The 14,418-nt window shown below is 62.2% G+C and carries 18 protein-coding genes, 1 tRNA gene and 1 pseudogene; 11 read left to right on the forward strand and 9 right to left on the reverse strand.

Annotated elements, in window-relative coordinates:
• Window positions 1-44: 44 nt before the first annotated feature.
• Window positions 45-1,292 (reverse strand): ABC transporter substrate-binding protein, encoded by a 1,248-nt coding sequence (locus tag AC0NIL_RS14040; RefSeq protein WP_013530526.1) that lies wholly within the window; start codon window positions 1,290-1,292, stop codon window positions 45-47.
• Window positions 1,293-1,355: 63 nt separating this feature from the next.
• Window positions 1,356-2,399 (reverse strand): LacI family DNA-binding transcriptional regulator, encoded by a 1,044-nt coding sequence (locus AC0NIL_RS14045; protein WP_275952548.1) that lies wholly within the window; start codon window positions 2,397-2,399, stop codon window positions 1,356-1,358.
• Window positions 2,400-2,857: 458 nt separating this feature from the next.
• On the opposite strand from AC0NIL_RS14045, the gene AC0NIL_RS14050 reads away from it, so the two are divergent.
• The 4 genes from AC0NIL_RS14050 to AC0NIL_RS14065 all read left to right on the forward strand — a co-directional run bounded on the left by AC0NIL_RS14050 (window position 2,858) and on the right by AC0NIL_RS14065 (window position 3,811).
• Window positions 2,858-2,933: transfer RNA gene (locus AC0NIL_RS14050), tRNA-Cys, on the forward strand.
• Between the two features lie 202 nt (window positions 2,934-3,135).
• Window positions 3,136-3,339 (forward strand): hypothetical protein, encoded by a 204-nt coding sequence (locus tag AC0NIL_RS14055; protein WP_027160879.1) that lies wholly within the window; start codon window positions 3,136-3,138, stop codon window positions 3,337-3,339.
• A 5-nt stretch (window positions 3,340-3,344) separates the two neighbouring features.
• On the forward strand, window positions 3,345-3,536 hold the full coding sequence (locus tag AC0NIL_RS14060) for a hypothetical protein (protein WP_027160878.1): 192 nt from the start codon (window positions 3,345-3,347) through the stop codon (window positions 3,534-3,536).
• A gap of 53 nt (window positions 3,537-3,589) precedes the next feature.
• Window positions 3,590-3,811 carry a DUF6500 family protein gene (locus AC0NIL_RS14065; protein ID WP_127367757.1) on the forward strand — a complete coding sequence of 74 codons (222 nt, stop codon included), beginning with the start codon at window positions 3,590-3,592 and terminating at the stop codon, window positions 3,809-3,811.
• Window positions 3,812-3,842: 31 nt separating this feature from the next.
• Here the strand turns inward: AC0NIL_RS14065 and AC0NIL_RS14070 are convergent, their stop codons facing one another.
• A complete protein-coding gene (locus AC0NIL_RS14070; RefSeq protein WP_013530531.1) occupies window positions 3,843-4,109 on the reverse strand; it encodes a DUF1488 family protein in 267 nt (88 codons plus the stop codon).
• On the reverse strand, window positions 4,106-4,354 hold the full coding sequence (locus tag AC0NIL_RS14075; RefSeq protein WP_275952549.1) for a hypothetical protein: 249 nt from the start codon (window positions 4,352-4,354) through the stop codon (window positions 4,106-4,108). Before AC0NIL_RS14075 ends, AC0NIL_RS14070 begins: the two co-directional genes overlap by 4 nt.
• Before the next feature lie 250 nt (window positions 4,355-4,604).
• On the opposite strand from AC0NIL_RS14075, the gene AC0NIL_RS14080 reads away from it, so the two are divergent.
• The 3 genes from AC0NIL_RS14080 (at window position 4,605) to AC0NIL_RS14090 (ending at window position 7,380) form a co-directional block, all read left to right on the forward strand.
• Window positions 4,605-4,967, forward strand: a complete 363-nt coding sequence (locus tag AC0NIL_RS14080; RefSeq protein WP_275952550.1) for a co-chaperone GroES — start codon at window positions 4,605-4,607, stop codon at window positions 4,965-4,967.
• 33 nt (window positions 4,968-5,000) lie between these two features.
• Window positions 5,001-6,632 carry a chaperonin GroEL gene (groL, locus tag AC0NIL_RS14085; protein ID WP_013530534.1) on the forward strand — a complete coding sequence of 544 codons (1,632 nt, stop codon included), beginning with the start codon at window positions 5,001-5,003 and terminating at the stop codon, window positions 6,630-6,632.
• A 250-nt stretch (window positions 6,633-6,882) separates the two neighbouring features.
• Window positions 6,883-7,380 (forward strand): GAF domain-containing protein, encoded by a 498-nt coding sequence (locus AC0NIL_RS14090; protein WP_013530535.1) that lies wholly within the window; start codon window positions 6,883-6,885, stop codon window positions 7,378-7,380.
• Here AC0NIL_RS14090 and AC0NIL_RS14095 read toward each other — a convergent pair whose 3' ends face one another.
• The 4 genes from AC0NIL_RS14095 to AC0NIL_RS14110 form a co-directional block, all read right to left on the reverse strand.
• Window positions 7,381-8,439, reverse strand: coding sequence for a YeiH family protein (locus AC0NIL_RS14095; protein ID WP_473572213.1), 1,059 nt, complete (start codon window positions 8,437-8,439; stop codon window positions 7,381-7,383).
• Window positions 8,440-8,580: 141 nt separating this feature from the next.
• A complete protein-coding gene (locus AC0NIL_RS14100) occupies window positions 8,581-8,958 on the reverse strand; it encodes an ester cyclase (protein WP_024501791.1) in 378 nt (125 codons plus the stop codon).
• Window positions 8,959-9,067: 109 nt separating this feature from the next.
• The gene (locus tag AC0NIL_RS14105) at window positions 9,068-10,513 is read right to left on the reverse strand and encodes a sensor histidine kinase (RefSeq protein ID WP_013530540.1); all 1,446 of its coding nucleotides are present in this window, start codon (window positions 10,511-10,513) and stop codon (window positions 9,068-9,070) included.
• 121 nt (window positions 10,514-10,634) lie between these two features.
• Window positions 10,635-11,534 carry a LysR family transcriptional regulator gene (locus AC0NIL_RS14110; protein ID WP_063172673.1) on the reverse strand — a complete coding sequence of 300 codons (900 nt, stop codon included), beginning with the start codon at window positions 11,532-11,534 and terminating at the stop codon, window positions 10,635-10,637.
• Window positions 11,535-11,685: 151 nt separating this feature from the next.
• Here AC0NIL_RS14110 and AC0NIL_RS14115 point away from each other — a divergent pair.
• Both AC0NIL_RS14115 and AC0NIL_RS14120 read left to right on the forward strand, forming a co-directional pair.
• Window positions 11,686-12,082: pseudogene (locus AC0NIL_RS14115) on the forward strand ((R)-mandelonitrile lyase).
• A gap of 14 nt (window positions 12,083-12,096) precedes the next feature.
• Window positions 12,097-12,381 carry a hypothetical protein gene (locus AC0NIL_RS14120; protein ID WP_063172672.1) on the forward strand — a complete coding sequence of 95 codons (285 nt, stop codon included), beginning with the start codon at window positions 12,097-12,099 and terminating at the stop codon, window positions 12,379-12,381.
• A 97-nt stretch (window positions 12,382-12,478) separates the two neighbouring features.
• Here the strand turns inward: AC0NIL_RS14120 and AC0NIL_RS14125 are convergent, their stop codons facing one another.
• Entirely contained in the window at window positions 12,479-13,069 is a 591-nt protein-coding gene (locus tag AC0NIL_RS14125; protein WP_063172671.1) for a cation efflux transmembrane domain-containing protein, read from the reverse strand.
• Between the two features lie 317 nt (window positions 13,070-13,386).
• On the opposite strand from AC0NIL_RS14125, the gene AC0NIL_RS14130 reads away from it, so the two are divergent.
• Complete coding sequence (locus tag AC0NIL_RS14130) at window positions 13,387-13,866, forward strand: GNAT family N-acetyltransferase (protein ID WP_013530544.1); 480 nt, start codon at window positions 13,387-13,389, stop codon at window positions 13,864-13,866.
• Between the two features lie 15 nt (window positions 13,867-13,881).
• Entirely contained in the window at window positions 13,882-14,265 is a 384-nt protein-coding gene (locus AC0NIL_RS14135) for an ACT domain-containing protein (RefSeq protein ID WP_063172670.1), read from the forward strand.
• The last annotated feature ends 153 nt before the right edge of the window (window positions 14,266-14,418 follow it).

The following is a 14,418-nucleotide window of genomic DNA, read 5'->3' on the forward strand; positions in this document are numbered from 1 at the left end:
GGCCAAGCGCCCAGGGAGACAGGCGGGCGGCCGGCAGGCGTCCGCTACTTCTGCGGCGCCTGGTCGATGATCGACTGCATCGTTTCCTGCGCATTGGCTATCGCGCCATCGACATCGTCGCCGAAGAAGACCTCGTTGATCATCTGCGTCCACGGGCCGTTGGCGGAGTTGATCAGGTCGTTGAACACCACCGAATAGGGCGTCTTGCCCTTGGCCATGGCTTCGGCGGCGATCTGGTAGCGCGGATCGAGATCCTTCAACGCGTCCTTGGCGATGTCGCCGCGCACCGGCAGGCTTCCGTATTTGGCAAGGATGGTCTGGCCCTCGAGCGAATAGGCGAAGTCGAGGAACTCCTTCACCACGGGCAGTTTCGTGGTGCCCTTGGTGACGACGAAATTGTCGCCGCCCGCAAAGGACGACCAGCCGCTGTCCTTGCCCGGCAGGAAGGTGACGCCGTAATCGATGTCGGGATACTGGGTGTTGAGCGCGCCGATGGCAAAGGCGCCGGACGGCGAGATGCCGATATTGCCGGCGGCGAAGGCGGCAAAGAAATTGGCGCCGGTGTCGGTCTGTGCGCCTGCCGGTACCAGATCCTTCTTGACCATCGAGCGGTAGAGATCGATGGCGCCGCGCAGCTGCGGGCTGTCCAGCGTCGCCTTCGAGCCGTCTTCGCTCAGGATGTCGCCACCAGACGCCCAGATCAGGGGCGTGAAGGTGAAGATGTTGCAGCCGCCGCAATTGCCCGAGAAGTAGAAGCCCTTGATGTTGCCGCCGAGCGCGTTGACCTTCTCGGCATCGGCCGCGATCTCGGCCCAGTTGGCCGGGCCTTTTTCGGGATCGAGGCCGGCCTGCTTGAACAGCTTCTTGTTCCAGATCAGCACCGAGGCGTCGGCGGAGAAGGGCAGGCCGTAAATGTGGTCCTTGTAGGTGCCGGTCTTCACATGCGCCGGCGACAGGCTGGCAAAATAGGGCAGGGACTTTGCCCAGTCGGTGATGTCCTCCAATTGGCCGGCTGCGGCGAAGGAGGGCGTGTAGATCAGGTCGAGCGACAGCGCGTCGGGCGCTGTGCCGCCGGCGGCCGCGGCACCGTATTTGGGGATGATCTCGGCATTGGGGATGATATCGAGCTTGACCTGGTTGGTGTGCGCCTTGTTGTAGGCATCGACGATCCTCGGCATGAAATTCGAACCGTCGGCGCGCACCCATATGTTGGCCGTCTCGGCGGCGGCAGTGCCGAGACCGCCGCCCAGAACGGCAGCGGCCAGGGCCAGTTTGGCAATCAGGTTCCTCATGTTCTCCTCCTCCAAGGTTGGCCGCGGTCCGCGGCTTGGCGCCGATTGCGCGGCGCTTCGTTTTCAGCCACCCGGCGGATGGCCGCATGACTGCCGCACCACCAGCCGGCACGGCAGTTTTCGAATGCCGGGCGCGGCGGGCTTGCCGCCGACCAGCGAAAGCAGGGTCAACCCGGCCTCGCGCCCGAGCGCGACCAGGTTCATGTCGACAGAGGTCAGCGGCGGGCGCGTCGCCTCGGCCACGATCTCCCAATTGTCGAAACCGATGACGCCGACATCCCTGGGTACGTCGAGGCCGCGTTCGCGCAGAGCATCGATGATGCCGCGCGCGATCTGGTCGTTGCCGCAGAAGACCGCGTCCGGCCTTTCGCTTTTGCCGTCGAACAGTTGCGCAACCGCCTGGTGACCCCAGGCTTCCGACCAGGAGCCGAGCAGCGGCTCGCTGACCGTCAGGCCGTTTTCGGCGAGCACGTCGCGGTAAGCCTGGACGCGCGCGTGTACCACGGCAAAGCTCGCCGGCCCGGTGACGTGGGCGATGCGCTTGCGGCCAAGCCGGCAAAAATGCTCGACGGCCAGCCGGGCGCCGCCAACATCGTCCGAGACGAAGGCAACGGCGTCGGGGTCGGGCTGCGTGAAGGCATAGATCACCGGGACGCGCAGATTGGAGAGGTCGACGGGCAGATGACGATCGATGCGCTTGCCAGTGGCGATGATGCCGTCAACGCGCTTGTCGAGCATGGCGTCGACATGCATCTGGCCCAGCCGCGGATCCTCCTCGACATTGCACAGGAACACCGAGACGCCATTGTCGACCAGCGCGTCCGAAATGCCCGACATCAGCGGCAGCGAGAAGCGGCCATAGGTATCGTTGGTGAGCAGGCCGACGGTGAAGCTGCGGCGTCGGAGCAGGCTTTGCGCCAGGCTGTTGGGCCGGAAGCCAAGCCGCCGGGCGGTCTCGCGAATGCGTTCGCGCGTCTCGGCTGTCATCCGGCCCTGGCTGTTGAGCGCCTTGGATGCGGTAGCGACGCTGACTCCGGCCTGCGCGGCCACGTCACGCAAGGTGACTGGCTTGGAAAAGATCGGAACAGGCAGATCGTCCGATGGCATCGCGCCGAGAGTCCTTAGTTGGAAAAAGGTTTTCTCTTACCGATCTGAAAGAGGCCCGGCAGGTGGCCGAGCCCGACTGAAATTGTTTGAGAAAACCTTTTCTCAGCTGAGGCTAGACCAGATTGGATCGCCGTTCAAGGGAAAAGCTGGTTGGGCCTCTGCTCTCTTCCTTCGAATGCAAACGCGGGTTAAAGCAGCGCCGGCAGCACTTAGCTCAGGGGAAGAGCGCCAGTCGCAGTACTGGAGGCCCTCGGTCGAGACGGGGCGGGCTGCCGCTTGAGGCGTGAAGGATCGCAGCGTGCGCGGGATGCGAGGTCCGGCAAAGGGTTGGCGCTGCCGGGCAGCAAACCTGGCCGCAATATGTGCTGGCGGACGGTCTGAAGATCGTGCCGAAAATTCTGAACAGTCCCTCGGGATTAACCTTTCCGTAAATATTTGGCCGCTACTTCAACAGCCATGGCCTCGTGGCGGAGCGGCTACGCTGGAGACGGCAAATCTCTGAAGCCTCGGTTCGATTCCGAGGCGAGGCCTCCAAAATTTCGCGTCGAACAGCAGTCCCAATCTGCCCCAAGGGCAGTCAGTCCCCACGAATAGATTTGTGCGTTACGAAGGCGGTGCGGACCGGACGTTAAAGCAGTCCTGTCTTGCATTTGGCATGCCGGCACGCGCGAAAAGAGTGGTATGGAAGGGAGTCGAGCGTTCTTGCTTCGCTTTTTCCTGACATTCGAGGCCTTTCGTGCGTGAACCGTCGCTGCTGCCCGTCTTTGGAAAACTTGGCCTCAAGGCTCCTGCTGCCCTGGCGGCGGCACCGGCCTCGTCGGCAGGTGTGTCGCACCTGCGGAAGCTTCTGGCCGTGCATGGCGGCATGGTGCTGAAACTGTCGGTCGTCGCCTGGACGGTGCTGATCCTGGGCGCCGTGTTTTTCACGATGCAAGGCTGACCGGCATGGCCAACCGCTACACGCTGCGTATGGAGCTTCCCCAGAGCTGGAGCATCATCGATGTCTTCACCGGCCAGCCTGCGGTGGTCCGGCAAAAGGTGATGGTCGGGATGGGGCCGCGCGAGGCCGAGGACATGGTCGTGCAGATGAATGTCCGCGATGTCAAACGCCGCGAACGGGCCGAGCGCAAGGCCTGATCCGTAGCGGCCCGCCGGCGGAAGCCTGCCGCACCGCAAATCAAGGGATTCCCGTGAGAGCCAGCCTGAAGCAGAAGATACTGGAGGTTTGCGACCGCAAGATCTCCGAGAAGGGGGCCGGCGTCGGCGTGTCGTTCTATGCGTTTTTCGCCAACAGAAACGACAACCCCGAACTCCTGATGGAAGCCGCCGAATGGTGGATCAGAACCCACCGCCTCGACCATTTCGAAAAGGCTGCGAAGATACGCGCGATGGTCGAGGAGATGGATCTTTAATCGTCGTTTTGAGCGACATGCAATGGACTGATCAGCCGAAATCGGACGCCGTCAGAACATACATGCTCTTGTGGGTGCGGTCGTAGGCCTTCGACGCGACCTCGCGGATGGCACTGCTCTCGGTGTCGAATGTCTGGAGATAACCGGCTTCATCGGCCGCGGTTCCCGGCCGCATCTTGGCCATGGCGTCGGCGGCGACGGAAAACGAGATCTGGAACATGCCGTCATGGCCGACGAAACGAATGCGCTGGCCCGCCTCGTCATAGCTGCGGCTGCGGTTGGGGAAGGTGAGGCTCATGTGTTGGCCTCCGTGACTTTCTTGGTCACCCGCTTCTTCTTCGGCGTCGGATTGAGGGCCTCGGCGACACGATCAGCCTCTTCCTTGGCCAGCCGAAGCTCCCTCAGCCTTGCCGTCTTGATCTCCCTGGCTCTTGCCTCGGACATATATTCAGCGGTCGCCTTGTTTTTCTCCGCTGTCTTCTTCTGCTTGTCGACAAAGCGGGCTTCAGCTTTTTCCATGATCGTCTGATTGCCTTCGGCCATCGAAGAAATCTCCCTTGTGCCTGAAACCGTGAAAGTGAACTTGTCCGATAAATAGGCACTCGATCGGCAAAATTCAATCTTTTGAATTATTTGACATTCTGCGGATATCACGAAACGGCCAGCCGAAATAATACTTTTGAATATTTAATGTGGCCGCGAATAATTTTTGGCACTCCTATCTATCGAGTGCCAACGCGTCTATAGAGGAGGGGCGTGGCCGCCTGTGCCGGCCCCCAGAAAGAAAGTTCCCATGAAATTTCGGCCACTCCACGACCGCGTCGTCATTCGTCGCGCCGAAGGCGATATCAAATCCAAGTGCGGGATCATCATCCCCGACACTGCCAAGGAAAAGCCGCAGGAGGGCGAAGTCATCGCTGTCGGCCCTGGCGCACGCGACGAAAACGGCGTGCTTGTTCCGCTCGACGTCAAGGCCGGCGACTTCATCCTGTTCGGCAAATGGTCGGGCACCGAGGTCAAGATCGACGGCGAGGACCTTCTGATCATGAAGGAAGCCGACATCATGGGCGTCATCGACAAGGACGAGACTGGCATCATCGACAAGGGCGAGACCGCTGCAACCGACAAGACCGTGGCCGCCAAGAAAGCTGCCTGACCTTATTTTCTCCGAACGTACTGGATAAAAATCATGTCTGCCAAGGAAATCAAATTCTCCACCGACGCGCGCGACCGCATGCTGCGCGGCGTCGAGATCCTTACCAATGCTGTGAAGGTCACGCTCGGCCCCAAGGGCCGCAACGTCATCATCGACAAGGCCTACGGCGCGCCGCGCATCACCAAGGACGGCGTCACCGTCGCCAAGGAAATCGAGCTTGCCGACAAGTTCGAGAACATGGGCGCCCAGATGGTGCGCGAAGTGGCCTCGAAGACCAACGACCTCGCCGGTGACGGCACCACCACCGCCACGGTGCTGGCCGCCTCGATCCTGCGCGAAGGCGCCAAGCTGGTCGCCGCCGGCATGAATCCCATGGATTTGAAGCGCGGCATCGACCAGGCGGTTTCCGCCGTGGTCAAGGAAATCCAGGCGCGCGCCAAGAAGGTCAAGTCGTCGGCCGAGATCGCGCAGGTCGGCACCATCGCCGCCAATGGCGATGCCAGCGTCGGCGAGATGATCGCCAAGGCTATGGACAAGGTCGGCAATGACGGCGTCATCACCGTCGAGGAAGCCAAGACCGCAGAGACCGAACTCGACGTCGTCGAAGGCATGCAGTTCGACCGCGGCTATCTCTCGCCCTATTTCGTCACCAATGCCGACAAGATGCGCGTCGAGCTGGAAGAGCCCTACATCCTCATCCACGAGAAGAAGCTCGGCAATCTGCAGGCGATGCTGCCGATCCTCGAAGCGGTGGTGCAGAGCGGCAGGCCGCTGCTGATCATCTCCGAGGACGTCGAGGGCGAGGCTCTGGCGACGCTGGTCGTCAACAAGCTGCGCGGCGGCCTCAAGGTCGCGGCCGTCAAGGCGCCTGGCTTCGGCGATCGCCGCAAGGCGATGCTGGAAGACATCGCCGTGCTGACATCAGGCCAGATGATCTCGGAAGATCTCGGCATCAAGCTCGAAAACGTCACCATCGAGATGCTCGGCCGCGCCAAGCGCGTGCTGATCGAGAAGGACACCACCACGATCATCGACGGTGCCGGCACCAAGGCGACCATCCAGGCGCGCGTCGCTCAGATCAAGGGCCAGATCGAGGAGACGACGTCAGACTACGACAAGGAAAAGCTGCAGGAGCGGCTGGCCAAGCTCGCCGGCGGCGTTGCCGTCATCCGCGTCGGCGGCGTCACCGAGTCGGAAGTCAAGGAAAAGAAGGACCGCATCGACGATGCGCTGAACGCCACCCGCGCGGCGGTCGAGGAAGGCATCGTGCCCGGCGGCGGCGTCGCTCTGCTGCGTGCCCGCTCGGCGCTTGGCGGCCTGACCGGCGCCAATGCCGATGTCACGGCCGGCATCACGATCGTGCTGCGGGCGCTCGAAGCGCCGATCCGCCAGATCGCCGAGAATTCCGGCGTCGAAGGCTCAATCGTCGTCGGCAAGCTCACCGACAGCAAGGACCACAATCAGGGTTTTGACGCCCAGAACGAGGTCTATGTCGACATGATCAAGGCAGGCATCGTCGATCCGGCGAAAGTGGTGCGCACCGCACTCCAGGATGCCGGCTCGATCGCAGCCCTTCTGATCACCGCCGAAGCGATGATCACCGACGTTCCGGCCAAGGATGCAGCACCTGCGGGTGGCGGCGGTGGCGGCATGGGCGGCTACTAAAACCCAGGATTTGTCCGATCTGTTGGAGATGTGAATGGCGGCCCCGATCGGGGCCGCTACGATTCTCAAGATGATCATCGCAAAGTTTACGCAGTCGCCCGGCTCAATCCCGGGAGGCAATCATGATCTTGCGGCTTTCGAAGGGGACGCAATCCACGCTAGACTGTCCAGGCGGCCGTCTGGTTGCGGAGCTCGCCGGACTTTGGCAAGCGATCGGACGAACCGCCATCCCCGACACGGAGACACGTTCATGTTTGCGGCCAAGGCCATCGACACCTCAGACAAGCCCACGTTCTACCGCGACCTCGCCACCCAATTGAAGGCGCTGCTCGAGGGTGAGCGCGATTCGATCGCCAACGCCGCCAACACCGCAGCACTCATCTTCCAGATGGTGCCGGACCTCAACTGGGCCGGTTTCTATTTCCTGCAGTCGGACGAGGAAATGGTGCTCGGGCCGTTCCAGGGCAAGCCGGCCTGTGTGCGCATCGCCGTCGGCAAGGGCGTGTGCGGAACGGCGGTCGAACTCGGCACCTCGATGCTGATCAAGGACGTGCATGATTTTCCCGGCCACATCGCCTGCGATGCCGATTCGCGCTCGGAACTGGTGGTGCTGCTCGAGGACGATGAAGGCGTCTTCGGCGTGCTCGATCTCGACAGCCCGCTGCCCGGCCGCTTCGACAAGGCCGACCAGGCCGGCATCGAGACGCTGGCGGCGATCTATGCCGCGGCGAGTTCGTTCGAGGACTGATCAGCCTACGAACTTCACCAGCATCAGGCTGAAGCAGCCGATGAACAGCAAGGCCGAGAAGGCGAGCGCCAGCGGGCGCAGGCCGCGCGAGCGCAACTGAGAGATGTCGGCCTGCAGGCCCATGGCGGCCAGGCCCATGGTCAGCATGATGGTGGTGGCGAGCGCCATTGCCGATTTCACCTGGATGGGCACCGTGACCAAGCTGTTCAACGCCACGACAGCGACGAAGGCGGCGACGAACCACGGCATGGGCGGCCGCGCCGCCACCTCACTGCTGCTCCTGCCGCGCGCCATCAGGCCGAGCGCGACGACCATCGGCGCCAGCATGGCAACGCGGGTCAGCTTGGCGACGGTGGCGATCTCGCCGGACTGGGTGCCGTTCTGAAAGCCGGCGCCGATGACTTGCGCCACCTCGTGGATCGAGGCGCCGGCCCACAGGCCGAAAGCGTGCTGGTCGAGGCCGAGCATGGGCGCCATGAGCGGGAAGCCGAGCATGGCGACGGTGCCGAACAAGGTGATCGAGGCGACGGCGTAGGTGACGTCCTCGTCGCGCGCATCGGTGACGATGTTGGTGGCGACGATGGCCGAAGCGCCGCAGATCGAGGTGCCGGCGGCGATCAACTGCGCCAGCTTGGCGTCGACGCCGATCAGCCGGCCAAGCGTGATGGTGAAAACGAAGGTTGCGCCAAGCGTCGCCGCGACAATGCCGACGCCGCCGGCGCCGATCGAGACCACCTGGCCGAGCGTCAGCTGGAAGCCGAGCAGCACGATGGCGAAGCGCAACAGGCGCTTTTGCGAGAATGCGATACCGGCTTTGGCGTGCACGGGCGTGCCGAGCACGTTGGAGTAGATCATGCCGGCGACGACGGCGAGGATCATTGGACTGAACAGCGCGAAGCCGGAAACATTGCGCGCCGAGAAGGCGACGGCAGTGATCATCGTGACCAGCACGATGCCGGGGACGATGCCATTCCAGCTAAGGGATTTTCGCCCTTGCGCGACATCGGCAGGAAACGCGCTTTTTGGAATATCGTTCGCGAAGTGGGAAACGGAAGACAATGCAATGCTCCAGGCGGGTATGCCGGGAGAATGCCATTCCTAAACCAATCTTTCCAACGAATTATTTTCGTTAGAATGATCGATTTTTACGAACGATCCACGGACGCTGCCGCGCAGACGTCGCTTTCTGGGCGACTTGGACTAAAGCTGCGCCTCGATCGCGGCCTTGTCGATCACCGACCAGACGTTCCTGATCCGGTCGTCGAGGAATTCATAGAAGACGTTCTCGCTGAAGGACACCTTCCTGCCGTTTATAGGGAGCCCGAAGAAGGTTCCCTTCGGCGTGCAGTTGAACTGAAGCCGGCTGGCTAGGAACGGCGGTTCGGCGATCAGCAACTGGATATCGAAATAGAGGTCTGGGATTTCCCGAAAATCGCGCTCCAGCATGTCCTGGTAACCCGACAGTCCGACGCGGTCACCATTGTAGTGCACCTCGTCATGAACGAAGCGATGCAGCTTCTGCCAGTCCTGATTGTTGAGGCAGGCGATGTAGCCTCGATAGAGGTCGGTCACGGTCACGGCGATGGCTCCGGTGCTGATGCCCGCCATATTGCGACAGGGCTGAAGGCCAGGACGTACAATAAAAGCAACACATAGCGGGCCGTAGTCCTGTTGCCAGTGCCCAAGTTCAGGGAACAATTCCGAATTCGTGTCCGCTCATCACCTGGTCCAACGCACGCTGATCAACGTGCTCGCTGTCAACCGAGGCCTCAAGTTGGGTCAACGGTGCTTGCAGCGTCCAGGTGACACCGTGGCTATCATGCTCGAGAACACCGGTGCCGCTCACCGCGGCTGGAGCGACGCGCCGCAGCACCACGCTGCCGAAACCACCATGGCCGATCGTCTGTACTTCAGGACCATCTCTCTCTTTCCAGATCAGCTGGAACTGTTTCTGGCCGACCAGTCCGGTTACCTTCCATTGCACCGTTATCGTTCCCTCTGCGGCCGAAAGGACGCCGTATTTAGCGGAATTGGTCGCGAGTTCATGAAACGCTATGCCGAGGTACTGGACGGCATTGGGGCTCAGCGTCAGGGAAGGGCCCGACATTGAGATCCGCTCCTCGTTGCCGAACGGTTTGGCCTGCGCAAGCAGCAGTTCGAAGATCGTGGCGCCCTTCCAGTCGCCGGAAACCAGAAGGTCATGCGAGAGCGACAACGCCATGATGCGCTCGCGCACCTGACGTTCGAACTGGGCCGGCGTCGATGACCGCTTGCTGGTCTCCCGGATCATCGAGATGATGACGGAATACTGGTTCTTCACCCGGTGGTTGACCTCGCGCATCAGCATGCGGATGCGATATTCGTTCTCCTTGGCTACTGATATGTCGCGGGCGATCTTCGAGGCGCCGACGATCTGCCCGACGGCGTTGCGCACCGGCGAGATTGTCAGGGATACGGGCACAAGGCTGCCGTCCTTGCGGCGGCGGATGGTTTCGTAGGTCTCGACCTGCTCGCCTTTGCGGATGCGCTCCAATATGCGCGGCTCTTCGTCCAAATGGTCGTCCGGTATCAGCATAGTTACCGACCTTCCGATTGCTTCGTCGGCGGTGTAACCGAACAGACGTTGGGCGGCTGAGTTCCAGCTCCTGATGACTCCGTTCAAATCCTTGCTGACGATGGCATCGAAGGAAGACTCCACGATGGCTGACAGATGATGCCTGGCCTCGTCGGCATGATGGCGGTCAGTGAGATCGAACAGCATATTGACGGCGCCGACCAGTCTGCCCTGCTCGTCATGAAGCGGTGTGGGATAGGGAAGGAACGGCACACGCGTGCCGTCCGGGCGTTGGGAGATAGCCGACTGGTTTCTGACCGGCCGGTTCTCCTTTAGCGCGACAGCCATCGGGCATTGGTCATGCGGCAACACTTCACCGTCGGTCGTGAACAGCTTGTGCGTCACACACCATTGGTCTTTTCCGAGCTCGGGTTCGCGCCCAGCGAAATCTGCCGCGGCCCGATTGAAATAGGTGATCTTGCCTTCGGTGTCGGTGGTGTAGATTGCTACGGGAAGATTATCGAGGATTTGGTGGGGCAGATCAAAGGTCGAGCTCGAGGTTTTCGTCACTTGCGCCACGTATAGGAGTTCCAGTTAACCGCAGTGAACGCGGTGCCGCGGAAATGGTTCCGCGACCATTTCCGGGGATAGTCACCGCAGGCGGCGGCGAGTCAAAGCCGGGTGGAAGCTGCTCACCGACTTACTCCTTGCCCCGGTAGCGCAGCGCTTCGACCAGCAGCGAGAAGGCCGGCGTGGCTTGCCGGCGGCTGGGGTAATAGAGATGGTAGCCGGGGAAGGGCCCGCACCAGTCGGCGAGCACACGCACCAGCCGGCCGTTGGCCAGATGGGCCGTCACCTGCTCCTCAGGCAGATAGGCAAGGCCGAGGCCGGCGAGCACCGCGTTCATGCGCAGCGCGGCCGTGTTGAACACAAGCTGGCCTTCGACCCGAACCTTCAGCTCGCGTCCGGCCTTCTCGAACTCCCAGGCATAGAGCCCGCCATAGGTGGGCAGCCGCAGATTGATGCAATTGTGGGTGGTCAGGTCCTGCGGCGTGCGCGGCTTTGGTCGGGTAGCGAAATAGGTTGGCGAGCCGACCACCGCCATGCGCATGTCGGGGCCGATGCGCACCGCGATCATGTCGCGCGCCACCTGTTCGCCCAGCCGCACGCCGGCGTCGAAGCGCTCGGCGACGATGTCGGTCAGTCCATAGTCGACGATGATCTCGACCTTGATGTCGGGATAGTCGGGCAGCAGCGGGGCGATCGCCGGCCACAGGACCGCATCGGCGGCGTGCTCACCGGCGCTGATGCGGATGGTGCCGGCGGGTTTTTCCCGCAATGCGCTCAAGGCAATGAGCTCGGTCTCGATCTCGTCCAGCCGCGGCCCGACGGTGCGAAGCAGCCGCTCCCCGGCTTCGGTGGGCGACACGCTGCGCGTGGTGCGGGTCAGGAGCCGTACACCCAGCCGCTCCTCCAGCGCCCGCACCGTGTGGCTGAGCGCCGATTGGGAAACCCCGAGCTTGGCCGCCGCCCTGGTGAAGCTTTCCTCGCGCGCCACAGCGAGGAAGGCGGTTAGCTCATTCAGGTTGTCACGTGGCATTCATGAGCCCCCTTCATAAGATCATGCTGGATATAGCACCTAATCGGCACCAATCGCAGACCCTAGATAGGCGTTATCACACCGGGCACCTCCGGCCGTCTTTAAAGCCGGGCGGGTCGTGTCATGGCTGTTGCCAGGAAGGGACAAAACCATGGACATCACGCGAAACGGCTCTCAGGCATCGGCCAAGGGATCGGCCGACTATTTCACCGGTGCGGTGCGTATCGACGCGCCGTTCAAGGGCAGCGAGCCCGCCCGGGTCGGCGGCGCCACCGTGACTTTCGAGCCCGGCGCGCGCACCGCCTGGCACACGCATCCGCTCGGCCAGACGCTGATCGTCCTGTCGGGCGCCGGCCTGGCGCAGCGCGAGGGCGGCCCGATCGAATCGATCCAGCCCGGCGACATCGTCTGGGTTCGCGCCCGGAGAGAAGCATTGGCATGGCGCCGCGCCGACCACGGCGATGAGCCACATCGCTATCGCCGAAGCGCTCGACGGCAAGGTCGTCGACTGGTTGGAGCATGTCAGCGACGAACAATACGGGATTTGACCAGGTATCGGCGCGTGGCGCCGAGTTCAACGCCCGAACTCTACGAAGGAGACCACCATGACCGATGTTCCAAGGCTGAAAAGCCCATTCTCCGATATCGCTCCCGCGCTTGGCAGATACAGCCCTGGATCGTTCCGATCCCCGGCACCACCAAGCTCAATCGCCTCGAAGAGAACATCGGATCGGTCACTGTCGCGCTGACGGCGAACGATCTTGCCGACATCGAGGACGCGGTCTCGGCGATCGCCGTACAGGGAGCGCGCTATTCTCCGCAACAGGAAGCAAGGATCGATCGCTAGAGCCAGGCGCAGGCTGAGGGCACTCGACGACCGGGTAGCCATTCCGGCCGACGGCGCAGGAGTTGAGGGGATCGTGCGCGGATCGGGCGGCAGCGTTTCAGTTTGAAATTTGGCCTTCTGCGAACTCGCGTCTTGCGGCCGTGAAAACCTCGCGGGCAGCATCCGCATTCATGATGGCGATTGCCAGCCCAATGACAATATCTGGCCAGGCCGAATTCCACACAAATGCCGTGACCAGGCCGGCGACAATGATTGCCACATTGGCCAGGACGTCGTTGCGCGCCGACAGGAAGGCGGCGCGGGTGAGGCTGCCGCTGTGATGGCGATAGCGAGCGAGCATGAGCGCGCACGACAGGTTGACGAGCATCGCGCCAGCCGCCGTGAGCGTTAGCGGAACGGGAGCTGGCGGAATTGGAATGTTGAATTTCTCCCAGGCTGTCCAAAGGGTCGCCAAAGCGGGGATCAGAAGTATCCCGGCCAGCGCCATTCCGAGCCGCGCTCGATTGCGGACGGTCCAGCCCAACGCGACCATGATCAGGAGATTGACGGATGCGTCCTCCAGAAAATCGATGCTGTCCGCGAACAGCGATACCGATCCGATCCAAACGGCTACGGCAAATTCGATCCCGAAATAGGCCAGGTTCAGGATGGCCACCATCCGCACCGCTTTGTTCAGCGTCCCGGTCATAGTTCGCCCATCGATTAGCTGCCGTTGGCACAAAGCATATAGCGATTCTATGCCCTGCGGGCGCGGGGACCAGAACCTTGTCGCCATGCGAGACACTGTCGATCGAGCGGTCGCCTTGACATCGCCGCGCTTCCTGTTCCAACTTGGCGCCATGTTCGTTTTCGCGCCCGCCAACACCAAGCGACGTCGCCCCTGCACAGTGCGGAGCGGCAAGCTGATTGCGCGACGACAAAGACCGGCAGGATAGACCCGGTTCTTTCGTTTCCAGCCCCGCCCGCGAAACCGCCGGCGGGATTTTTCATGTCTGGAGCAGTTTGATGACCAACAATTCGTCCATCCGGCTTCGGCCGGCCGCGCCCGCTGACGCCGCCGCGATCCGGGATATCGTGCGCGCCGCCTATGCCAAATGGGTAGCGGTGATCGGCCGCGAGCCTCTGCCGATGCGCGCCGACTACGAGAAGGCTGTTGCCGAGCATCCGTTCGATCTCGCCGTCGAGGATGATCGGATCGTGGGACTGATTGAAACCATGCTGGCCGAGGATCACCTGTGGATCGAGAATGTCTGTGTCGCACCGGATGCGCAGGGCAGGGGGATTGGCCGGCTGTTGCTGGAGTGGGCCGAGCGCAAGGCGATCGAGTCGGGCCGCGACGAGCTTCGCCTGCTGACCAATGGCGCGTTCGAGGCGAACGTATCGCTCTACAAGAGGCAGGGCTATATCGTGGATCGGGACGAGCCGTTCATGGGCGGCATGACGGTCTATATGAGCAAGAGGCTAGCGGGATCACCGGCGATCTGAGGAAGGATTTCGATAATGGCTGCCAAGGTCAGGCTTAAGCAACTCCCGGGGTCTTACGCGGTTTCCCGGCTGGCGGCGGGCGAAACCATTCCCGGTTGGGCGGACGGACCAGGCTTCGTCAGCATCACAAGGACCGACGACGAGCTTTCGATCGTTTGCCTGCAGGACCGCGTGCCGCATGCCGTCAAGCAGGATATCGACTGGGTGGCCTTCAAGCTCCTGGGCCCGTTCGCCTTCGACGAAACCGGTATCGTGCTGTCGGTCATCAGGCCGTTGTCGGAAAACGGGTTGGGCATCTTCGTGGTGTCCACTTTCGATGGCGACCATCTCCTGGTGAAAGCCACGGATCAGGCCGCGGCGAGGCGGTTTCTGGTCGAGGCCGGGCATACCTTGCTGTAGTCCATCCTCACCAAGCCGGTTGCTGCCCAACCGCTCTGGCTCAATCACTGCCGCACTGGCTCAACCACTTCGGGGGTTGTGTTTGACAGCGGCGTTTGTGCATCGTTATCTCCAGCCAGATATGACGGCCCGGCGCGACCATGCGGCCAAGGA

The organism is Mesorhizobium sp. WSM1343 (genome assembly GCF_055901535.1).